Origin of the sequence: Acinetobacter kookii, from assembly GCF_900096895.1 — a bacterium.
In the GTDB taxonomy this organism is placed as follows: Bacteria; Pseudomonadota; Gammaproteobacteria; order Pseudomonadales; family Moraxellaceae; genus Acinetobacter; species Acinetobacter kookii.
Genome location: NZ_FMYO01000003.1, coordinates 266,193 through 288,148 on the forward strand (window position 1 = coordinate 266,193; position 21,956 = coordinate 288,148).

Here is a 21,956-nt window from a genome sequence, read left to right on the forward strand (position 1 = left end):
ACATGTTTGCAATCCAAACATACAAAAAAGACCGCTGTTATAGCGGTCTCTTAATGGATATCTAGATTAGAAGTTATATTCCATACCTAAACCAATCACAGTTTTCGTATCATCTTTTGCTAACCAATCACGCTTTTGTTGACCAACAACACCATAGACACGGGCTTGTTTATTAATTTGATAATCAGCGCCTAAACCATAAAGGTCTTGTTTACGATCATCACGACCATCAGATTGAGTGGTTGCAGAAATATATTCTGCTTTCAACTTAATTGGTGTAGATGGGATGACGTAAGCAGCAGTCAGGCCATAAGCATCTTCTTGAAGGCCTTTATAGGAAGTTACGACAGCAGGTGTGCCCGCCGTTGTTGTTACTGTATCGTCAGTTGGTTGAGCTGTCTGCCAAAGCGCACCAAAAACCAGGCCATCAACACCGGCTTTAGTTAGATCTACAGAGCCAGTCACACGGATGGCATCTGAATAAATGTTGGATAGGCTATAAGCGCTATATTTAGAAGCAACACCAAAGTTACCAGCTACAGCAGCAGCCAAGCCTAGGTTTTTGTTGTCATACGTAAGCGATGTTGAAACACCGTCGCCAAAACCATCACGGCTGCCTTCATAACCTGTTGTCGCACTGTTTGCAGCCGAAGATTCTTCACCTTGCTGGAACATGATGTTGAAGCCTAAACCACCTAATAATTTTTTGTCGATTTCAACACCAATGACGTTGTTCAAACGATCTTCACCGGCTAAAACTGAAGTCATATCCAGTTCAGTGTGGTCGTTGAAAATATCCTGGTTATTACCCGCAGCAGTTTTAAAGTAAGAATCGAATTTACCTACTTTTAAAGTAGCGATACCATCTGATTTGATCCCGATATAACGGTTACGTGCATTCAAGTCTACATCTGAACCTGAACCATCAGTTGCAATTGCCCATTCAGCTAAATAAACAGCAGATAATTTATCAGTTAGTTTTTCTTCACCCTTAATGCCTATACGTGAAGAATTAGAGTTTAATTTGGTTACGTTTTCATCCTTGAAACCATTATTGTCAATTTGGTCTAAAGATACATTGAGCTTGCCGTACAATGTTGGTGCTGCTTGCGCTGCACTGATGCTTAAGGTTGCTACTGTAGCAGCGAGAAGCAATTTTTTCATTGAAGTTTCTCCAAAAAACACTTTTATGGGGCGGTTGCCCTGTTGACTCTTTTTATAGTTTGCTTGTGTACAAAAACTTACAAAAGCTCACCAACTTGCTAAGCAGTATCTGCAAACTTTGTGACAGAGAAGTGAAAGCTATATGACATTTTGATGACGGGAGATATTGATAAATTTAATATTTTTTATTATTTTTCAGTAATTTAATTTTTACTTATAATTTGAAAGATAGATTAATGCATTCCCGGACATAAAAAATGGAGCAGAAGCTCCATTTTTGACAAGTTAAAATTCTAGTGAATTTTAAAGTTCAGCTTTAATTTTTTCAGCCAGGGCTTTAATTCTTTCCTGGTCACCCATACACAATGCGTGTTTTCCGAGCTCATGAACCGAACTTGGAATGAGGTGAAAATGTACATGTGGAACCGTTTGACCAGCAGATGCGCCTGAAAGTTGCATCAGTACGATACCTTGAACATCCAGTGCTACTTTCATAGCCTGTGCAATTTTTTGCACAATCTGAATGGTATAGGCAGCAGCGTCAGGGGGCAGATCAAGTAATGTAATTGCAGGTGTTTTCGGGATGACCAATGTATGACCTTCTGCCTGGGGCATAATGTCCATAAAAGCCAGAACCTGTTCGTCCTCATACACTTTTATTGCAGGAAGTTCATTACGGATAATTCGTGCAAAAATATTTTGATCATCGTAAAGCATGTCGAGTCCTTGAAAGTGATTGGGTACTGTAATTATTTACAGTTCAATTCTTTCTGACGATCTTTGATGGCGTCAAGTCGTTGTTGCTCTTTTTCTGAAAATTTTGGCTTGGTTGTATAGCAATTGTCATTGCCAAACTTGGCCTTGGCTTCAGGGTCTTTAAAGCAAAAACCTTTAGAGGCATAAATGACATCGTGGTCATTTTTTAATTGTTGGCACTCTTGCTCTGCTGTCGCTGCAAAAGCATTCGCCCCAAAGAAAGTGATAAAACTAGCCAAAACTGCAACACTAAGCTTGGTCATGAGGGTTTCCTCTGTGAGAACATTGTGTAGAACGTTTCTACACAATATTAGGTTTATTTATTATTATTCAATGGCGAGTAATTACTCAAGTGTAATTTTACTCCAAGACTCATACATTTTCACAGCACTAGAAAAGTCACTGTCTTTTTCTGCTAAATTGCTGGCTGCCTGAATCAGGCTTTGGGTTAAGGCAATCACTGGCGCTGACAGTTTAGCATCACGTACCAGGTCTAATGCAATCCCTGTATCTTTGGCTAATAGCGGCAGGGCAAAGGTCAGCGGGAATTCGCGGTTTAGTACCCGCTGCGGCAACACGGTTTCAGTCACGCCACTTTTACCGCTGGAGGCATTAATGCAGTCTAAAGCTTCATGCAGATTTACGCCATGCGCTTTTAATGTGGTAAAACCTTCAGCCACTGAGCAGAGGTTGACGGCCAGGAGCATATTGTTGACAGCTTTGACTGCGAAACCTGCACCTGAGTCGCCAACATGTTTAATCAGTTTCCCAAAGGCTTGAATTGCAGGCAGGGCTTTTTCAAAAGCAGCAGCTTCACCCCCAATCATCACGGTTAAAGTGCCATTTTCTGCACCAATGGTTTGTCCGCTCACTGGAGCATCAAGAAAATCAACCTCTGAGGCTTTTAATTGCTGGCTCAGCTTTTTGGCAGATTCAGGAACACCACTGGTGCAGTCGACCCATACCGCGCCCGATTTAATCTGAACCGTTGCAATGAGGTCTTCGACTTCCTGGCTGGTTGGCAGGCATGAAAAAATGATATCGGCCTGAACGGCTTGCTCGAGTTCTACGGCTTGCGTGCCATATTCAGTTGCATGCTGCTTGGCTTTTTCGAAATTACGGTTCCATACATAGACCGTATCAAAATGTTGAGGTAAATGTGCTGCCATGCGGTAACCCATTGCGCCCAAGCCGATAAATGCAACTGACTGAATCATGATGTTTCCTTTATATTTTGCTCGATCTCTGTTTTAACCAGGTGGTCATGAAAGGCCAGAACTCGTTGGCACTGGACTGGCTAGACATAAGTCCCAGATGACCGCCGGGAATAAGAGTAAACGTGACATCCTTGCTATTTGTCAATCCAATTAAAGGCTTAACAGCATCTTCAGAAACAATCTGATCGCTACGACCCGCACCCACCAGTAAAGAGCACTCTATATTTTTTAATTCGATATGTTTATCTTGTAAGGTAATAACACCGTTTTTAAGCGGATTTTGTAGCCAGACATTGAAAATCATGTCCTGATTGATACCGCCAGGGTAGTCAATCATCTGGTTCAGGAAATTGCCCATGGTGGCATGTTCGTACAAAGCTTGCGGGTTATCGAGGTTGGCTAAAAGCTGCTTTTGGCTTTGTATCCACCCCACAGGATCAATCATTTTAAATCCGAGCGAGTTAAGTATACCCGGGCTATGAATTAGATGCTTAGGTACGGTGCCCGAATAAATCTTGTTTTGCAGGGTCTTATTTTTTGCAATCAGTTGATTGGCCTTTTGAAAAAGTTTACCGGTACGACCCGAGGCATGACTGTCTACCGGACTGCCCAATACCATTAAATTCTTGACGTGGTTCGGTTTGTGCAATGCGCAATAGAGCATGACAAATACACCGGCCATGCTCCAGCCATGCAGTGAAATCTGATCACTATGTGAGTGAGTCCGGATCTGGTCTATACAATGCGGAATGGCATCGTCAATAAATGACATGAAATTGAGAAAGCGATCTTTATAGTTATATCGACCCCATTCCATTAAATAGACATCAAAGCCACTATGCTGAAAGTGTTTGACTAATGAGCGGTAAGGATACAGGTCGTAAATGGCCATGTTGATTGCAAGGGGGGCAACAAAAACCAGGGGTTCTTGATATTGCTTATCTGGTGAGGCGTAATAGCGCACCCGGGTCTGTTTGTACTCTGCAATGACTTCATAGGGTGTGGTTTGCGATAAAACCAGTGATTTGGAATTGAACAAAGTCGTCGATAGGTTTTTGAGTTTGCTTTTGTGTTTTGCAATTTTATTTTTAACTTGAATCATTGCTGTGAGTACGAATATCTAGGTGAATTGATCGAAGTGTAGGCGATATTTATGCATTATACCTTGACCTTAAATGCCATAGGCGCTCAAAATGTTGGCAATTATTAGCAAAGGCATCAGGACTGGGTAGCAACGATGAGCCAACAAGACGACCTTGAATACCAATTAGATACTTTAGCCATTCGTACAGGTCATACACGTAGCTTTGAAGGTGAGCATGGCGAGCCAATCTTCCTGACATCTTCATTTGTCTATGAAAATGCAGCAGAAGCTGCAGCCAAGTTTTCTGGTCAGGAACCTGGCAACATTTATTCGCGCTTTACCAATCCGACCGTGGCGATGTTTGAAAAGCGTTTGGCTGCCTTGGAAGGTGCAGAACGTGCGGTGGCAACCAGTTCTGGTATGGCTGCGATTATGGCTGTTGCCATGTCATATCTGAAAATGGGTGATCATGTTATCTGTTCACGTGCGGTGTTTGGTTCAACGGTTTCGTTATTTGAAAAGTATGTGGCTAAATTTGGTGTAAGCGTCGATTTTGTTGATTTGACAGATGTGCAAGCCTGGAAAAATGCCATCAAACCTGAAACAAAATTACTCTTTGTCGAATCTCCATCCAATCCACTGGCTGAAATTGCCGATATTCAGGCTTTGGCTGATCTGGCTCATGCCAATGGTGCATTACTGGCGATTGACAACAGCTTCTGTACGCCGGCATTGCAACAGCCAATTAAATTAGGGGCTGACCTGGTTGTCTATTCAGCAACCAAATATCTGGATGGTCAAGGTCGCGCTTTGGGTGGTGCTGTGGTAGGTAATCACACACTGCTTGAAGAAGTATTTGGTTATGTCCGCACCACTGGCCCGTCAATGAGTCCATTTAATGCCTGGGTTTTTTTGAAAGGTCTGGAAACTCTGCGTTTACGTATGCGTGAACATTCAGCAAATGCACAAAAACTGGCTGAATTCTTAAATCAGCACGACAAAGTAGAAAAAGTGTATTACGCTGGTTTGCCTTCACATATTGGTCATGAGCTTGCAGCCAAACAGCAAAGCGGTTTCGGCGGTATTGTGTCCTTTGAAGTCAAAGGTGGGCGTGAAGGGGCTTGGAAAGTTATCGACAATACCCAGTTTATTTCCATTACCGGTAACCTGGGCGATGTGAAATCAACTATTACTCATCCAGCAACTACAACTCACGGTAAGCTTTCAGCAGAAGCCAAAGAAGCTGCAGGGATTCGTGAAGGATTAATCCGTGTATCTGTTGGTTTGGAAGATATTGATGATATTATTCGTGACATTAGTCGTGGTTTAGATTTAATTTAATTTTTTGTCTTATTTTTTAAGTTTTGTGTTCGGAGTATTTTATGAACATTAACATGTTGATGCAGCAAGCACAGCGCATGCAAAAAGATATGGAAGCCAATGTTAAAAAGGCCAAAGAACAGCTTGCGCAAACTGAAGTTCATGCTGAAGCAGGCGGCGGTCTGGTGAAAGTTACTATGACTTGCCGCAACGTGGTAAAACGTATCGAAATCAGCCCTGAATTGCTGCAAGATGATGCTGACATGATTGAAGATTTAATCGCGGCTGCAATGAATGATGCTGCACGTCAGGCTGAAGCGATTTCTGAGGAAAAAATGAAAGCGGCAAATTCTGGTATGGGCTTGCCACCAGGTCTTTCAGGTTTATTCTAAGGAATACGTCCAGTGTTTAGTGATCGATTTGATCAACTGGTTCAAGCCTTACGGATTTTGCCAAGTGTTGGGCCGAAATCGGCTCAGCGCATGGCATTACACCTGATCATGAAAAACAGGGAAGGTGCAGTCGGGCTGGCACATGCTTTAAATGAAGCAGCTACCTATATTCAGGAATGTAGCGTTTGTCATTCGCTCACTGAAAATGAAGTCTGCGATATCTGTCTTTCGCATGAACGTGATGATCAGCTGCTCTGTGTGGTGGAATCACCAGCAGATGTGATGGCGATTGAACAAAGTGGCAGTTTTCGGGGTAAATACCATGTGTTGGGTGGACATTTGTCTCCACTGGACGGAATTGGGCCGGAAGAAATCGGGATTCCCTATCTGATTCAGCGCCTGAGTCAGGGCACGGTTTCAGAAGTTATATTGGCAACCAATGCTACTGTAGAAGGTCAGGCGACAGCACATTATCTGGTTGAAGCAACCAAGCATTTACCGATTCAAATGACCCGCATAGCTCAAGGTGTTCCTCAAGGGGGAGAACTTGAATATGTGGATAGTCATACTTTAAGTCAGGCGGTGCATAATCGTATGCGTATGAAATAAGTACCCAGGTGCTTATTTCATTATTTTTGACAAGAATAAGAACTGGGTGGCATTTACGAGAAAAATAGTCTTAAACTTATACAAAAAAAATATAAAAAAATGTTGATTTTTTATTTAAATATTAAAATATGGTGAATATATACGCTAGATGTAGATTTTGTTATATCTAAATGTTATATATCGGTTAATATACTTTTCAAGAGAATCTGCTTTTAGACTCGGTAATATGTTTCAGTTCATTCATCAACAAAAAGATTTAGAAGATATTCTGCACTTGATGGGGCAGACATCCATTTATGGATTGGATACCGAATTCATCAAGGTGGATACTCTTTGGCCTAAACTCGGTGTATTTCAAATTAATGTTGCAGGTCAGGTTTTTTTACTCGATGGCACAAGTCTGGATTTGTCGGCATTCTGGAAAAAATTGTTTCAGGCCCAGCAGAATATTTTCCATGCCTGCAGTGAAGATATTGATTTAATTTATCATTACTCACAGCAAAAAAGCCTAAGCAATGTTTTTGATACCCAGATTGGCATGTCTTTTTTAGGTCATGGGCTACAGGTAAGCTATCAAAATGCGTTAAAGCACATGCTGGATGTGGACATTGATAAAGACCAGACCCGATCTGACTGGTTGGCGCGTCCGTTAAGCTCTGAGCAACTCACCTATGCGGCGAATGACGTACTATATCTGATGAATCTATCGAATAAGATCCAGCAGGAATTAGGCGATAAGCACTTACTGGATTTTGCCCTGGAAGATTGCCGTCATCTGACCCATGAAATTGGTCAGGAAACACCTCTAGAGTTGCTTTATCACGATATTGGAAACTACCGGCATTCACGCCGTCAATTGATGCAGTTGCAACAACTGGCTGTGTGGCGCGAACAGATGGTCAAAGCCTTGAATTATCCTCGCAGCTTTATTCTGAAAAATTCCACCCTGATTGATCTGGTGGAAAAAAATCCGCGTAATCATTTCCAGTTGTCTAGTATTAAAGATATTCGTCAAAATATTGTGCGTGAGTATGGTAAAACCATTCTGGACCTACTTAAGTTTTTGCCTGAACAGGCAGAATGGCCACTGCGTATGGCACGTCCAATTCGTCACTCATCCAAAGAGATTGGTGAAAAAGTGGATCATTTCATTCAGTCTGTGGCGCAGGAAACTACCGTACCCAAAGAAGTGCTGATGCGTAAAAAATGGCTGAATGCACTGTACCAGCATGTGGTTTTTCATAATGATGAGCAGGATTTGCCTGCTTATCTGCTTGGCTGGCGTTATGAGGTCCTGACCAAGCCACTGATTGACGTTCTGCATGCAGATGAAAAGTATCTGTCTACGCAAATGAAAGTAACAGATTAATTTTTAAACATTCTGTTGAAAGAATTAACATTTATACACAATCACGACTGATGCGTTAATAATCATTAATGTCTCAGTCTTTTTTTTGCTGTATGCTTTGTCCTGAGTTTTATGAGTACTGTTTCAACTATGCATTGTTCAATTTTTAAATCTAGCAAAAAAGATGAAATGTATCTTTACATCGCCCGTCCGGAAGCCACTGAAAATGAAGCAGAGGCAGTCAATCCGCTGGAAGTTTTACCGGAAGCGATGCGCGTCGCATTTGGACGTGCAACTTTTGTCATGGATTTGGAGTTAACCGAAAGCCGTAAACTGGCGCGTGTAAATGTATTGCATGTGATTGACTCTATTGAAACGAAAGGTTTCTTTATTCAAGTTCCTCCAGAAGGATTAATCAATCCAAATGCTGTTGCACCTGAAGGGCTGCGCGGTGCTTAATGGTTAATCGGGAGTTGTAACGATGAATAGTTTTCTTTCACTACTGGATTCAATTCCTGAAGATAGCATTGCTGTCACGGTATATCTGGTAGGAAGTGTGATTATTCTCTGGGCTTGGTACCTGATTGCCAGACGTTTGCCTAAGCCGCTAGGTGGAATGACATGGCTCATCGGCTTTGCCATTCTACTGACGCCTACAGTTTCTGAAGGAAATAATGCTTCTATTGCCCCAGCTTTTTTTGGACTGCTATTTGGCATTTTAACCAAAGAAAAAGCCTTGATCTGGTCAAATGCCTCTCTGATTCTCTTTGTGGTCGGGCTGGGCTTGGTGATTGGAGCATTATGGTCAAAATATATGGCCAACAAGGCAAGATTTGCCGCAAACAAAAATAGTTCACCGCTTTAAGTAAAACAATAAGGTTAGATCATGTCTGTGGATACTCAACAATTTCTAGGTACAGATCAGTACATTGCGACTGATAGTTTGAAACTTGCTGTCAAGGCAGCACGTAGCTTGCAAAAGCCGCTTTTAGTTAAAGGTGAGCCGGGAACGGGTAAAACGTTACTTGCCGAGCAAGTTGCGGAAAGCCTGGGACTTAAGCTGCTCACCTGGCATATCAAGTCGACCACCAAAGCACAGCAAGGCTTGTATGAATACGATGCTGTATCGCGTTTGCGTGATAGCCAGCTAGGCGACGATCGTGTTTATGATATTAAAAACTACATCAAACCTGGAAAATTGTGGGAAGCCTTCACCAGTGAACAACGCTGTGTATTGTTGATTGATGAAATTGACAAGGCAGACATCGAGTTTCCGAATGACTTATTGCATGAACTCGACAAAATGTCGTTTTTTGTTTATGAAACCGGGGAAACCATCACGGCGACACAACGTCCAATCGTGATTATTACTTCAAATAATGAAAAAGAATTGCCGGATGCGTTCTTGCGCCGCTGTTTCTTCCATTATATTGAATTCCCGGATGAAGCGACCATGCGCGAAATTATTGATGTGCATTTTCCGCAAGTGTCTGCCGCTTTGGTCAACGAAGCCTTACAGGTGTTCTTCAAGCTTCGCCAGGTACCGGGCTTAAAGAAACCGCCATCAACCTCTGAACTGATTGACTGGCTCAGTCTGCTGATGGCTGATGACATGCCGGAAGATATTCTGCGCAATCATGACAAATCCAAAGCGATTCCACCCTTGTACGGTGCGCTGATTAAAAACGAGCAAGATGTACAGCTGCTTGAACGTTTAGCCTTTATGTCACGTCGCTAGGGGAGAAACACGCATGTTTGTGCGATTGTTTTATACCTTACGCAAATACGGTGTGCCGGTATCCACGCGTGAACTGATTGATCTGAATGAAGCCGTGGCTTCAGGGCTGGTGTTTGCCAATCAGGAAGAGTTCTATGGACTCGCAAAAACGATTATGGTTAAAGATGAGCGTTTCTTTGACAAGTTTGACCGAGCCATGAAAGATTACTTTGATGGCATCTCCACTTTTGATCTGGATGATTTGCTTAATCAGGTGCATAAGTTACCAAAAGACTGGTTTGATCTGGAACTTCTGGAAAAGCATCTCACGCCTGAACAGCGGGAAGAACTGAAAAAAGCCGGTTCACTGGAAGAGCTGATGAAGATGCTGGAAGAGCGTCTTCGTGAGCAGCACAAGAAGCATCAAGGCGGGAACAAGATGATCGGTACCGGTGGCACATCGCCCTTTGGTGCCTATGGTGATCATCCTGAAGGTGTGCGGATTGGTGGGCCGGGACGTAAACGCTCCGCCGTTAAAGTCTGGGAACAGCGCAAATACCAAAACCTCGATGACGAACAGATTTTGGGTACCCGGCAAATGCAGATGGCACTCCGCCGTTTACGCAAGTTTGCCCGTCAGGGTGCAGCTGAAGAGCTGGATATTAACGGCACGATTCGTGAAACCGCCAAGCAGGGCATTCTGGATGTGCAGCTGGTGCCGGAGCGTCGCAACCGTATTAAAGTGTTGATGCTGTTTGATGTCGGTGGATCGATGGATTCGTACATTGCGCAATGTGAAAAACTGTTCAGTGCAGCCAAGACCGAATTCAAAACCCTGGAATATTTTTATTTCCATAATTGTCTTTATGATTATGTCTGGAAAGACAATATCCGCCGTTCCAGTACCCGCATGAATACCTGGGATCTATTCAATACCTATGGGCGCGACTATCGGGTAATTGTGGTAGGAGATGCCAGTATGGCACCTTATGAGCTGAACTCGGTGGGCGGCTCGGTTGAATACATGAATGATGAATCCGGTATTGTCTGGTTGCAGCGCCTGCGCCAACATTTTGAAAAAACGGCCTGGCTGAATCCTGAAGAAGACCGTTATTGGCATTACACCCACACTATTGGTCAAATTAAGCAGATTTTTGAAGATCATATGTATCCCATGACCTTGAAAGGCGTGGAAGATATGACAAAATATTTGGCTCGATAAATTGCTTGATCACAGCATCATAAAGCAAAGTGCTTGTTTTAAATGAAGGAATTCAATATGACGCATCAAATTAATGGCATCCCATTACCGAATGAAGAAGGTTTCTTTGGCGCATATGGCGGTCAGTTTATTCCACCTCATTTAAAAGAGGCGATGGACGAAATTAATGTGGCGTATGAGCAAATTCGCCATACTGCTGAATTCCAGAATGAATTGGCAGATTTATTTGCCAATTATGTTGGTCGTCCAAGTCCACTGTTTCATGCCAAGCGTTTATCTGACCAATTGGGTGGAGCGCAAATTTACCTGAAACGAGAGGATTTAAACCACACCGGTGCACATAAGATTAACCACTGTCTTGGTGAAGCTTTACTTGCCAAATATATGGGCAAAAAGAAAGTAATCGCGGAAACAGGCGCAGGGCAGCATGGTGTGGCATTGGCAACAGCGTGTGCTCTAGTGGGTATTCCCTGTGAAATTCACATGGGACAAGTGGATATTGAAAAAGAACATCCGAATGTGGTCAAAATGAAAATTCTGGGTGCCAACCTGATTTCTGTCACACGCGGCACAGCGACCTTAAAAGATGCCGTGGACAGCGCATTTGAAGAATACTTGAAAGATCCGAAAAGCTTCATTTATGCCATTGGTTCAGTGGTTGGTCCACATCCTTTCCCGAAAATGGTTCGTGACTTTCAGGCGATTATTGGCGATGAAATCAAAGTTCAGACCAATGACCGTTTTGGTTCAAATCCGGATTACATCGTAGCTTGTGTCGGTGGTGGCTCAAATGCCATGGGCGCTTTCACAGCCTTCTTGAATGATGCTGATGTCAAGCTGGTCGGTGTGGAACCTGCGGGCCATGGTTTAGATACCACGATGCACTCGGCAACCTTGACTTTGGGTAAACCAAGCCAGCTTCACGGGATGGCATGTTATGTCCTTGAAGATGAGCAAGGCGAGCCTTTACCGGTACACTCGATTGCTTCGGGTCTGGATTACCCGGGTGTAGGTCCACAGCATAGCTTGCTTAAAGACTTGGGCCGTGTGGAATATACCACGGCAACGGATCAGGAATGTCTGGATGCCTTTATGACACTTTCACGGGTAGAGGGGATTGTCCCTGCACTGGAAAGTTCACATGCAGTTGCCTGGGCTTTACGTGAAGCACCCAAAATGGCGAAAGATGTGAAAATTGTCGTGAACGTTTCGGGGCGTGGCGATAAAGACTCGGATTATGTGGCAGAGAAATTAGGCTTGAACTAAAGATATGTCCCTATTTTTTAAGATAAGGGTTAATTTCTGGCTGGAAAAATTAAAAAACCTCTCATATCGAGAAAATGCCAGTCAGTTAACAAACTGACTGGCATTTTCTTTTTTAAATTTATGATTGTATTTAATATGTGGGAAAGTCATCCGCAACTGTTTGAGGCAGGACTACATTAAAAAATGATTGTTTCTGCGACAGATTTGCTAGTTGATAGTGGCTGACGAGTTTTGCGGATTACAAATGCCTTTGGTTACTTTGGGCGAAACCAAAGTAACAAATGAGCTACAAGAGTTTGATTTAAAACGGTAAGACTCCGCCATGAATCACTAAAAAATTAAGGAGTTTATTTCTAAACTCCTTAACTGATCCGCATTACTCATATCGAGAGGTTTTTTTATGTATTTTCAGTCTTAACTGGCAATATATTGTTGTAATTGATCAATGAGTTTGCGTTGGTCATCCATCACGGCTTTAACCAAATCACCAATAGAGATCAAACCCACCAGTTTTTCATTTTCAACCACAGGAAGATGACGTAAATGGCGATCGGTCATTAAATCCAAACAGTCTTCAACACTGGTAGATTTCGTCACGGTCAGTACTTTGGCAGTCATGATTTCGCTGACTGTGGTTTCTTTAGAGGTTCGCTCCATCAGCATGACTTTACGAGTGTAATCACGTTCAGAAAATATACCCACAACTTTTTCATCTTGCGTGACCACGAGCGCACCAATGCCTTTATCCGCCATAAGTGTAATTGCTTCAAGTACCGTTGATTCTGGACGAATCGTAAAAATCGTTTTCTCAATTTTGTCGTGAATGACTTGTGCAACGTTGGTCATTTATTATCATCCTTCTTGTTCTTTATTTGACTTTAAACTTAGCGCGAAAAAAGAAAAATGCAAATACTTTTCAGGTCATTAATAAAAATTTACATTTTTCAATATTTCATTTTTAACTCTGTGAACAACCCTTTAAGCGGGTTGTAAAGATTCGGCAAAAAAGAAATGCCGCATCTGTTGTGTGGTCAATTTAAATTTTTGACTAGATGAATTACACAGTGCGGGGGTTACACTTAAACGGGTTAATGTGGGCAGCAACGATTCCTGAAAATCTGCAGAGGTAATTTTACGCGGCGTATAATTTGGCCAATGACGTTCAGCATATTTTTGAGCCTGCATACCGTTTAACCAGAATGGGAAAATAAAATCTTCATGATCGGACATCATGGCCCAACCCTGCTGATGATATAAACCCCAAAGTACACCACAGTACATCATAGATTTTAAAATCGTGATCTTAAAAAATAAATCTTTAGGAATAGGCTGTAATGAATTAATTTGATTCATACCAGAATACATGTAGTGAATTCAGCAGTTATTGTAAGGAAGCAAGATGAAAGTTCAGTGTAAGCTTTGAGAAATAATGTAAATGAATATGTATTTAAAAAGAGAAGGCATTAAAAAACGCCACCTTGGTGACGTTTGATTAAGCTTGCATGGTGGCCAGCTTCTGCCAGTATTGGGCTTTGAGTGAGTCGCGTTCTACGCGGAAACCCTGATAGTAAAGTTCTGCTAAAAACAAGGCTGCTTTACCATGTCCGGCACGAGCGACTTCTTCCAGTTTTTGAACCGCATCTGCAAAATTCATTTGAGACTGAATTGTATTCACTGCATCTGCATATGCATGTTCTAGGTCTTGATGAGAGATTTGTTGAATCATATTAAACTCCTTATTGTAATTATGATTGCTAGATAGACTATTAAGTTTGTCTTGATACTAATTTAACTAGGCTTTGTTAAAGTAATATTACATCGAACCTAAATTGTCAAACAATATCTATGGGCTGTATTGTTAAAATCAAGGTTACATGATTAAACAATGTACAAAATGATTTTTGCTTAGTATGTTAATAGAGGAACTTGACATATAAGGAGAATAACATGACAAAAACATTAGATGGTTTTACGTTTGATTTGCCTCCCACTACAGACCAAATCATTGAACTTGCACATCAGCACCGTAAAAATTTAGACGAAGCTATTTTTCATCAAGAAATTCACCTGGGTAATTATTGTTTAGCCCAGCGTAAGAGAGTTTATGATTTTACTCGCCAGCTGGATATACAGCAACGTGAGGATTTTTATAATGTCTATAATGGTGAGTTGCTGCGCATAGCGGACGATGATGAGCTGCATCCCGTGCATGCTGAAAGAGGGGTGGGAGCTTTCGCAATTCTATTGGTATTGGGGATTATCGCATTTGTGCTTTACTTTGCAGTAATCCGGAATGTCATTGTCTAATCGCCGATTTTGATTTGCTCAATTTCTGTTACAAATACAGTGAAATTGAGCAAATCTGCTTGTGCTTCTTTATGCTGCATCCTACACTACCTTGAATTCGAGGTAGGTTATGCATATTGCTTTACAAAAAATTGTTCACTTAAAATCTAAAATAAAGCTGGAAGATATTTATAACGGATTTGTCGTTACCATCATTGCTATTATCTTGATTCTTGCTTTCATTGCGCTGCACCGACCCATTACGGTCAAACAATTTGAAAATGTCGTACAGCTTTCAGCTCAAGCCAATTACCCAGCGACTCAGGAAATGGCTCTGCTGCTGATGCAGCAACCTCAGATTCCTTATGCCCAATATTTTAAATTGATGCAGGCGCATCATCTGGAGATGACACAGGCTCATCAATTGCCTCCTTTACAAGCGGAGCAATAATTGTTTTGGGAGCTGGTTTAACTGAAGGCGTGTATGCGGGAGCGGGTGGATTTAAATCTTGTTTTAATACTGCCTCCAACGCGGGTTTGTCTAATTTGTCATTGACTACAATGATCGTGAGACGTTCAGGGTGCAAATTTTTTTGAAGGGCCTTCTGAACATCTTGTACAGTAATTTTTTCTAATAATTTTGGATAATTTCTCAGGTAATCAGCAGGTTGATTGTAAAATCCCATAGAACCTAACTGTGCATTGATATTGGCATTGCTACTATAGTTGTTTGGAAAAGCGCGCAACATGCCAGCCTTGGTTTCTTCCAGCTGTTTCTGGTTAATGGGCTGGCTGACAAAATTAACCAAGGCCAGATGAGCAACCTGTATGCTGTCGAGCAACTGGTCTTGTCGGGTGGAATAACTAAAACTGAACGTTCCTGGTGCCTGGCTAAATGTAAATGAACTATAAGCGCCATAGGTAAAACCGCGCTTAACCCGTAGTTCTTTCATTAAAATAGAATTAAAACCACTTCCACCAAACATCTGGTTAGCCACTTCTAAAGCGAGCCGATCCGGATCAAAGCGTGTAGGACCCAATTGTCCCATCATGACATGCGCCTGACTGGAGTTAAACTTGATGTGGCGAATATCGAAACCTGATTTATCGACGGGTTGAGCCAAGGGTAGGGCCTTTTTTCCCTGTTTTAGGTTGCCCGCGATACGTTCAGAAAGTTGCTGCGCCTGTTTGGGACTGAGTTGACCGGTAATGGCAATGTTCAGGTTTTGTGCCACCAAAAATTGGTCACTAAACTGCTGCAATTGTGCCGGTGTGATTTTGCTAATACTGCGCTGAGTCCCGGTAATGGGTTCGGCATAGGCATGTTTTCCATATAAAGCACGGTAAAACAGGATATTCATCATGCGGCCAGGACTTTCCTGGATCTGTTTCTGGCCGACTTGAGTATTATTTAATACCAGATCGATACTGAATTTTTTAAAGGTTGAATGGTTTAGCACTTCCAGCAGCATGCCTAAAGCAGGTTCAAGTTTATTGGGGTCAGACAATACCCGTAATTTAACGATAAACATGTCCCGATAAGCACCGGCACTAAATTGAGCGCCTACACGTTCAAAAGTACTGGCAATTTCATTAGCTGTATATTTTTCTGTTCCTTCATCAATCAGTTTTGCTGCCATATTGGCAATACCATATAGACCTGGCGCGATTTCTTCATCCCGTGCCGAACCTGCATTAAAGGTCAGTTGAATATCGACCATGGGTAAATCCTGTGATTCGACAAACAGCGTACGAACTTGATATCTGTTTTTCAGCTCATGTACATAGGGGGCGTTGAATTGAGTTTGTGCATGGGAGATTTGCAAGCTTTGTAACAGGGGAATAGATTTGAGCTGTGCCGGGTTGTCATCATGTAGGTTATTTAAGTCAATGTCCGCCAATGCGGCTTGGGTCCAGAGCATAGAACCAAAAATAAAAAAAGAATGCAGCTTGAACATAACAAATTCCACTATGGGGCTTTATTTTCAGGAGAAAGATATAAGGTGCTCAGATTGTCACGACTAAAATAAGCATTCGCCACGCGTTGTATATCTTGTGGGGTGACCGTTTCAAAATGTTTGGGCAGTCCGTCCATCAAGCGAAAACTTAAGCCGTTAATTTCCAGATTGCCGATCATCCGTGCCTGTCCGGCAATGTCATCCTGGCTATAGATTAAATTGGAGACATATTTAGCCGTCACCCGCTCGACTTCTTCGGGTTGAATCAATTCGGTTTTGAGAAGCTCGATTTCGGTCTGAATGGCCTGTTCAGCTTCCGATAAACTCTTCCCATCAACGGGCAGGGCAGAAATGCTCAATAAGCTGTCACCACGGCTATAAGGATCATAAGACACACTCACTGCAGTCAATATTTTTTTGTCCCGAACCAGGCGATCTTGCAGCCGTGAAGAAATTCCACTGTCCAGTATGTTCCTGATAATTGTTAAGGCATAAGCATCTTGCGGATTTTTGGCTGTGACCAGTGAGCGCACGTTCCATGCCATAAACAGGTTGGGTACTTTCACAGGAAAATTCAGTTCCATATGGCGATAGCCAATACGGTCAAATTCTAATACGTCATTGCGTGGCGGGGTTTTTCTGGCAGGAATATCAGCAAAATACTTTTGCACTTGCAATACGGTCTGTTCAGCATCGACATCACCGACAATCACCAGAAGGGCATTATTGGGACTATACCAGTCGCGATACCATTTTTTGACATCTTCAAGCTGAAGGTTTTGCAGATTTTTCATGTGGCCGATCACCGGTTGGCGATAATGGCTGGTTGGATAGGTGATCCATTTGAATCGTTCGAAAGCCAGGGATCTGGGATTGTCATCTGTGCGTAAGCGCCGTTCTTCCATCACCACCTTAATTTCAGGATCAAAATCCTGCTGGCGTAACAGCAGGTTGCTCATCCGGTCTGCTTCAAGTTCTAAAGCCATGGGTAGATAGGTTTTAGGGTAGAGCTGGTAATAATTGGTGTAATTGGTAAAAGTTGAGGCATTGATGCGTCCGCCATACATACGGCTTAAGCGGGTAAATTCATCATTGGGAACTTTTTGCGTACCTTTAAACATCATATGTTCCAGTACATGCGAAATGCCTAATAAATTCCCCGATTCATCACTACTGCCCACCCGGTACCAGATTTGCGTCATGACCATGGGAGAACGGTGATCTTCCCGAATAATCACTTTTAGACCGTTTTTGAGCGTAGTTTCAAAGGTCGTACGTGCCAATTTGCTGCGAGTTTCTGCATGTACCCAGCCACTTTGAAGCATCAATAAAGCCAGCGTGAGCGTTAAAATATGATTTTTAAAAAAAGACGGTTTTAAAAAAAGTGGGTAGCTGCTTTTGAGCACAAGATTTACCCCCAGTCATAAATTATATTTATGATCATTTTTCAGAAACTGCTGCCTGAAAGCAAAGGTTAAGTTGTTGGTTTTTGGTGTGTTCAGTGTCTATTGGAAAACGCAGGACAAAACTATGCTAGAATCCTTGTTTTTTAACGCTATGCTTTTCAAGGATTCGGCATGCAACAGCAATCTAATGGGCAAAATAAATTTTTGATTGATGCTGATATCGGGGATGACGATGTCACTTTACCGAATTTACCCGCGGTAAATATCCCTATTGTTGAAACTCAAAATGAACAAGTTGCTGTTTCTGCGCCTGTAGCCACAGAAACAGAGCAAACAGAAATAGAGCAAGACCATACGCCTAAAGGTGGCTTTTTTAGCCGCATGAAAGAAGGGTTAACCAAAACCCGTAAAAACCTTGCCGACGGTATGGTCAACATTCTCATTGGTGGTAAAGAAATCGATGATGAATTGCTTGAAGAGGTGGAAGAGCAATTACTGGTTGCAGATATTGGTGTCGATGCAACCAAAACCATTATTGCCAATTTAACTGAACGTACTGCACGTGGTGATCTGATTTATTCACATTCGCTGTACAAAGCGTTGCAAGAAGAATTGGTCGCATTGCTGGCTCCGCGTGTTAAACCTTTACATATTGATCCCAATAAAAAACCATTTGTGATTTTGGTGGTTGGTGTCAATGGCGTGGGTAAAACCACCACAATTGGCAAGTTGGCAAAACGTTTGCAAGGCGAAGGCAAAAAAGTCATGCTGGCTGCGGGCGATACTTTCCGTGCGGCAGCAACAGAACAATTACAAATTTGGGGCGAACGCAACAATATTGCAGTGGTTGCCCAGGGGCATGGGGCAGATAGTGCATCCGTTATTTTTGATGCCTTCGAAAGTGCACGTGCCAAAGGCGTGGATGTCCTGATTGCAGATACAGCAGGCCGTTTGCATAACAAAGGTCACTTAATGCAAGAGTTGACCAAAGTAAAACGCGTGATGCAAAAAATTGATGCCACAGCACCGCATGAAATTATGCTGGTGGTAGATGCGGGTACTGGTCAAAATGCAATTAATCAGGTTGAAATGTTTGATGAAGCCGTTGGCTTGACCGGACTCACCATTACCAAGCTGGATGGAACTGCTAAAGGGGGGGTGTTATTTAATATCGCCAGTCGTACCCATGTACCTATTCGCTTTATTGGTGTGGGCGAGAAAATTGATGATCTGCGTCCATTTTCGGCAAAATCATTTGTTGCAGCCTTATTTGAAACTGAAAAGTAAAATGCATGATATTTCACACAAACTCCGCTAAATGCGGAGTTTGTTGTTTTAGTGAGAATTGTTTGATTTAAAAACCAACATTCAAGAATCCCGTATCTAAAGAACCTCCTTATAAAACCGCTAGAATATGAAAAAATCTTAAAAGCTTTAGCATTCTTATTGGGGAGTACTGTTGTGGCATTATTAGAGAAAATTGGTCATGTCCTTACGGCAGATATTACGAAAGAACTAAAATTTAAAAAAAGAGCTGCTGAAGAGGTAAATGAATTAACATTTGTCGATCAATTGAAAAAACGTCGCAGCATTTATGTTCTCGGCAAAAAGGTTCCTTTTAGTCAAGCCTATTTGGCAGAATTGATTCAAGAAGCTGTGCGAAGCTGTCCCTCCGCATTAAATTCTCAGAGCTCAAGAATTGTGGTGTTATTTGGGGATTCCCATCAGCAATTTTGGGAAATTGTCAAAGAGGTGCAACGTAAATTAGTTGCTGTACATGTATTTGCCGGTGCAGCAATGAAAATTGATCAATGCGTGGCAGGGTATGGAACGGTACTGTTCTATGAAGATCAGAACATTATTCAAAAATTGCAAAAGAAAATTCCTTTTAATGCGGATGATTTTCCCGTTTGGTCAGAACAGACGTCGGGTATGGCGCAATATGCAGTGTGGACGGCCTTGGCGGATTCAGGTATTGGTGCCTGTTTGCAGCATTATAATCCGAGTATAGATAAGGCAGTTTCGGAACATTTTCATATTGATGAATCCTGGTTGTTACGGGCACAACTGGTATTCGGTTCCATTGAACAAGAAGCAGACATCAAACAGGAATCTCAGACCGCTGAACGGTTTAGAATTTTGAATTAATCAGATCATCGTATCAATGAAGCACCTTTGAGGGGTGCTTTTTTATTTTATATCTATTGAAAATCAGCTATCAAACTGTTCTATAAATAAAACACAATGTCACTTTTATAATCATGTAATGCTCCTAAAATGAAAGTAAGATCAATTTATTCCAATCATGCTTAATAAAATTTAAAAAAGGTGAAATCATGTCATTTTTAGCCCATATGAAACAGCGCCGTACTATTTATGCAATTGGTCAAAACGTTCCAATCACAGCTGATCAAATAGAAGAGGTCATTAAAGATGCGGTACGAAATAGTCCCTCTGCTTTCAATTCACAAACTTCACGTGTCGTGACTTTATATGGTGATTCACATGCGAAATTCTGGAATATTGTACGTGAAACATTACGTAAACTTGTGCCAGAAGAAGCATTTGAAAATACCAATGCAAAGATTAACGGTTTTGCAGCAGGTTATGGCACGGTATTGTTTTATGAAGATCAAGACGTGGTAAAATCGCTACAAGAACAATTTCCCTTATATGCTGAGCATTTTCCAGCATGGTCAGAGCATTCTACCGGCATTGCACAATTTGCAGTATGGTCATCATTGGCAGAGCAGCATATCGGTGCCTCATTGCAGCATTACAATCCTGTGATTGATGAGGAAGTGGCAGCCACCTTCGATATTCCTAAAAACTGGAAATTACGTGCTGAACTGGTGTTTGGTTCAATTGAAGCCCCAGCGGGAGAAAAAACATTTCTTGATGATAATATTCGTTTCAAAAGATTTGACTAATGTATGTTTCATTTAAGTGAGGTTAAGAGAGTGCTGAAACGGCACTCTTTTTATTGATAAAGCGAATGATAGATAAATCAATTAAGCTGCAAAGCTTATCTCAACAAAGTCTTGAAAATACAGCTGTATTAAAAATAGCTTTGTCATAAAATTGTCATTTGTTAATTGCATAGTGCAATTTATGTTTAATATTCAAAGAAGAGATGGTGGAATGAGTCTAAAATTAACTTTTGCTGCAGCTGCATTGATGGTAAGTGGTGCTGCATTTTCAGCAGTCACTATTTCAGCACCAGAAGAAATTAAAATTCTAGCGGTGAATGATCAGGAAGTTAATACGGGATTATTCCGTGCCAAGAACAATCAATACAAGGTGGATGCAGGTACTAGCAATATTAGTGTGCGTTACACTCAGTATTTTGAACATTTAAATGGTGAACACGATATTGTAAAATCATCGGTAGTAACTATACGCACGCCCATTTTACAAGAGGGTGGAGAATATCGACTGGAGTTGGTCAATGCACCGGCAAATTTTGAAGCTGCCAAAAAATATGCTGAACAACCTATAGTGGCATTGTTTGATAAAAATAATGAGATGTTGGTGCAGCAGGTGGGTGCAAACACTGAGCCAAAACCATGGTTGGCACAAGGCATATTCTCAAAAACTACAGATTTGACTCAAAAGAAAACAGCTTTGCAAAATCAGCCAGCACCTGTATATACACCAGCAGCAGTGCAATCAAAAGTGGTGGCAGTTCCTTCTAGTGAGTCACCTTCAGGAGTAACTGCTGATCAGCAACTGATTCAATTATGGCAAAAAGCAAATAAGGCAGAACGTCAGAAGTTTATGTCATGGCTGGCAGAGCAGGCTAATTAATAAATTCAAATAAAACTAGCATAAAGCTGGTTTTATTGTCTTAAGGCAAAATAATCAAAATTAAAATGAGAAAAATGATCTAAAAAATGAATGTTGCAATGTGTAAAAAACACGCAAAACAGTCTTGAAACATGTTAAAAATAACTTCTTGGGTTAAAAAACAAACACTCGAATGCAAAATTATAGAAAATTCTATAATGGGGGTTGCGTTGGTTTAAAAACTCTATAGAATACGCTTCATCCCGACGAGACACAAGAAACGAAGCGTTGTGTTGAGCGTTAAACTTAAAACTGACGAGGTTTTAAGTAAGATCATTAAGAGATTATGAAGAACAACTTGTGTGGATTTTTACTGGTTGATCGATCGAAATTATTTTCATTGATTGATGGTAGAAATTACTCGA

At 41.6% G+C, this 21,956-nt stretch carries 25 protein-coding genes; 15 read left to right on the plus strand and 10 right to left on the minus strand.

All coding sequences use genetic code 11. The features are described from left to right. Window positions 1-66 precede the first annotated feature (66 nt). The 5 genes from BLP85_RS07420 to BLP85_RS07440 all read right to left on the minus strand — a co-directional run bounded on the left by BLP85_RS07420 (window position 67) and on the right by BLP85_RS07440 (window position 4,239). A complete protein-coding gene (locus tag BLP85_RS07420; RefSeq protein WP_092819475.1) occupies window positions 67-1,164 on the minus strand; it encodes a porin in 1,098 nt (365 codons plus the stop codon). A gap of 303 nt (window positions 1,165-1,467) precedes the next feature. Continuing rightward, the gene (locus BLP85_RS07425; protein WP_092819476.1) at window positions 1,468-1,881 is read right to left on the minus strand and encodes an HIT family protein; all 414 of its coding nucleotides are present in this window, start codon (window positions 1,879-1,881) and stop codon (window positions 1,468-1,470) included. A gap of 32 nt (window positions 1,882-1,913) precedes the next feature. Continuing rightward, window positions 1,914-2,183 (minus strand): YARHG domain-containing protein, encoded by a 270-nt coding sequence (locus BLP85_RS07430; RefSeq protein WP_092819477.1) that lies wholly within the window; start codon window positions 2,181-2,183, stop codon window positions 1,914-1,916. Window positions 2,184-2,264: 81 nt separating this feature from the next. Continuing rightward, on the minus strand, window positions 2,265-3,137 hold the full coding sequence (locus BLP85_RS07435) for an NAD(P)-dependent oxidoreductase (RefSeq protein WP_092819478.1): 873 nt from the start codon (window positions 3,135-3,137) through the stop codon (window positions 2,265-2,267). Between the two features lie 10 nt (window positions 3,138-3,147). Beyond that, window positions 3,148-4,239: an alpha/beta fold hydrolase gene (locus tag BLP85_RS07440; RefSeq protein WP_092819479.1), complete on the minus strand. Its 1,092-nt coding sequence runs from the start codon at window positions 4,237-4,239 to the stop codon at window positions 3,148-3,150. Window positions 4,240-4,374: 135 nt separating this feature from the next. On the opposite strand from BLP85_RS07440, the gene BLP85_RS07445 reads away from it, so the two are divergent. From BLP85_RS07445 to trpB, 9 genes are all read left to right on the plus strand, one after another. Continuing rightward, window positions 4,375-5,562, plus strand: a complete 1,188-nt coding sequence (locus BLP85_RS07445) for an O-succinylhomoserine sulfhydrylase (protein WP_092819480.1) — start codon at window positions 4,375-4,377, stop codon at window positions 5,560-5,562. A 41-nt stretch (window positions 5,563-5,603) separates the two neighbouring features. Next, window positions 5,604-5,933 carry a YbaB/EbfC family nucleoid-associated protein gene (locus tag BLP85_RS07450; RefSeq protein WP_086196303.1) on the plus strand — a complete coding sequence of 110 codons (330 nt, stop codon included), beginning with the start codon at window positions 5,604-5,606 and terminating at the stop codon, window positions 5,931-5,933. A gap of 12 nt (window positions 5,934-5,945) precedes the next feature. After that, window positions 5,946-6,542: a recombination mediator RecR gene (gene recR / locus BLP85_RS07455; protein WP_092819481.1), complete on the plus strand. Its 597-nt coding sequence runs from the start codon at window positions 5,946-5,948 to the stop codon at window positions 6,540-6,542. A gap of 226 nt (window positions 6,543-6,768) precedes the next feature. Beyond that, complete coding sequence (locus BLP85_RS07460) at window positions 6,769-7,911, plus strand: ribonuclease D (protein WP_092819482.1); 1,143 nt, start codon at window positions 6,769-6,771, stop codon at window positions 7,909-7,911. A 129-nt stretch (window positions 7,912-8,040) separates the two neighbouring features. After that, on the plus strand, window positions 8,041-8,349 hold the full coding sequence (locus BLP85_RS07465; RefSeq protein ID WP_092819483.1) for a YcgL domain-containing protein: 309 nt from the start codon (window positions 8,041-8,043) through the stop codon (window positions 8,347-8,349). 22 nt (window positions 8,350-8,371) lie between these two features. Then, a complete protein-coding gene (locus BLP85_RS07470) occupies window positions 8,372-8,755 on the plus strand; it encodes a hypothetical protein (RefSeq protein WP_092819484.1) in 384 nt (127 codons plus the stop codon). A gap of 21 nt (window positions 8,756-8,776) precedes the next feature. Further along, window positions 8,777-9,628 carry an AAA family ATPase gene (locus BLP85_RS07475; protein ID WP_092819485.1) on the plus strand — a complete coding sequence of 284 codons (852 nt, stop codon included), beginning with the start codon at window positions 8,777-8,779 and terminating at the stop codon, window positions 9,626-9,628. A gap of 13 nt (window positions 9,629-9,641) precedes the next feature. Continuing rightward, window positions 9,642-10,829 carry a vWA domain-containing protein gene (locus BLP85_RS07480; protein ID WP_092819486.1) on the plus strand — a complete coding sequence of 396 codons (1,188 nt, stop codon included), beginning with the start codon at window positions 9,642-9,644 and terminating at the stop codon, window positions 10,827-10,829. 57 nt (window positions 10,830-10,886) lie between these two features. Continuing rightward, entirely contained in the window at window positions 10,887-12,095 is a 1,209-nt protein-coding gene (gene trpB, locus BLP85_RS07485) for a tryptophan synthase subunit beta (RefSeq protein ID WP_092819487.1), read from the plus strand. Window positions 12,096-12,509: 414 nt separating this feature from the next. Here the strand turns inward: trpB and BLP85_RS07490 are convergent, their stop codons facing one another. From BLP85_RS07490 to BLP85_RS07500, 3 genes are all read right to left on the minus strand, one after another. Next, on the minus strand, window positions 12,510-12,941 hold the full coding sequence (locus BLP85_RS07490; protein ID WP_092819488.1) for a CBS domain-containing protein: 432 nt from the start codon (window positions 12,939-12,941) through the stop codon (window positions 12,510-12,512). 132 nt (window positions 12,942-13,073) lie between these two features. Next, window positions 13,074-13,448, minus strand: coding sequence for a DUF2750 domain-containing protein (locus BLP85_RS07495; RefSeq protein WP_092819511.1), 375 nt, complete (start codon window positions 13,446-13,448; stop codon window positions 13,074-13,076). A gap of 139 nt (window positions 13,449-13,587) precedes the next feature. Next, window positions 13,588-13,821 carry an SEL1-like repeat protein gene (locus BLP85_RS07500; RefSeq protein ID WP_086196293.1) on the minus strand — a complete coding sequence of 78 codons (234 nt, stop codon included), beginning with the start codon at window positions 13,819-13,821 and terminating at the stop codon, window positions 13,588-13,590. Window positions 13,822-14,042: 221 nt separating this feature from the next. Here BLP85_RS07500 and BLP85_RS07505 point away from each other — a divergent pair, with 221 nt between their 5' ends. Both BLP85_RS07505 and BLP85_RS07510 read left to right on the plus strand, forming a co-directional pair. Then, the gene (locus BLP85_RS07505; RefSeq protein WP_092819489.1) at window positions 14,043-14,402 is read left to right on the plus strand and encodes a hypothetical protein; all 360 of its coding nucleotides are present in this window, start codon (window positions 14,043-14,045) and stop codon (window positions 14,400-14,402) included. A gap of 109 nt (window positions 14,403-14,511) precedes the next feature. Continuing rightward, complete coding sequence (locus tag BLP85_RS07510; RefSeq protein ID WP_092819490.1) at window positions 14,512-14,832, plus strand: hypothetical protein; 321 nt, start codon at window positions 14,512-14,514, stop codon at window positions 14,830-14,832. Here the strand turns inward: BLP85_RS07510 and BLP85_RS07515 are convergent. Both BLP85_RS07515 and BLP85_RS07520 read right to left on the minus strand, forming a co-directional pair. Next, window positions 14,759-16,339 (minus strand): M16 family metallopeptidase, encoded by a 1,581-nt coding sequence (locus BLP85_RS07515; protein WP_092819491.1) that lies wholly within the window; start codon window positions 16,337-16,339, stop codon window positions 14,759-14,761. The genes BLP85_RS07510 and BLP85_RS07515 overlap by 74 nt on opposite strands. A gap of 11 nt (window positions 16,340-16,350) precedes the next feature. Further along, the gene (locus BLP85_RS07520) at window positions 16,351-17,664 is read right to left on the minus strand and encodes a M16 family metallopeptidase (RefSeq protein ID WP_092819512.1); all 1,314 of its coding nucleotides are present in this window, start codon (window positions 17,662-17,664) and stop codon (window positions 16,351-16,353) included. A 252-nt stretch (window positions 17,665-17,916) separates the two neighbouring features. On the opposite strand from BLP85_RS07520, the gene ftsY reads away from it, so the two are divergent. The 4 genes from ftsY to BLP85_RS07540 all read left to right on the plus strand — a co-directional run bounded on the left by ftsY (window position 17,917) and on the right by BLP85_RS07540 (window position 21,552). Next, window positions 17,917-19,032 (plus strand): signal recognition particle-docking protein FtsY, encoded by a 1,116-nt coding sequence (gene ftsY, locus BLP85_RS07525; protein WP_092819492.1) that lies wholly within the window; start codon window positions 17,917-17,919, stop codon window positions 19,030-19,032. A gap of 174 nt (window positions 19,033-19,206) precedes the next feature. Continuing rightward, complete coding sequence (locus tag BLP85_RS07530) at window positions 19,207-19,893, plus strand: nitroreductase family protein (protein ID WP_092819493.1); 687 nt, start codon at window positions 19,207-19,209, stop codon at window positions 19,891-19,893. A 188-nt stretch (window positions 19,894-20,081) separates the two neighbouring features. Then, complete coding sequence (locus BLP85_RS07535) at window positions 20,082-20,675, plus strand: nitroreductase family protein (RefSeq protein ID WP_092819494.1); 594 nt, start codon at window positions 20,082-20,084, stop codon at window positions 20,673-20,675. Window positions 20,676-20,886: 211 nt separating this feature from the next. Then, window positions 20,887-21,552, plus strand: coding sequence for a DUF2057 family protein (locus tag BLP85_RS07540; protein WP_092819495.1), 666 nt, complete (start codon window positions 20,887-20,889; stop codon window positions 21,550-21,552). Window positions 21,553-21,956 lie beyond the last annotated feature (404 nt).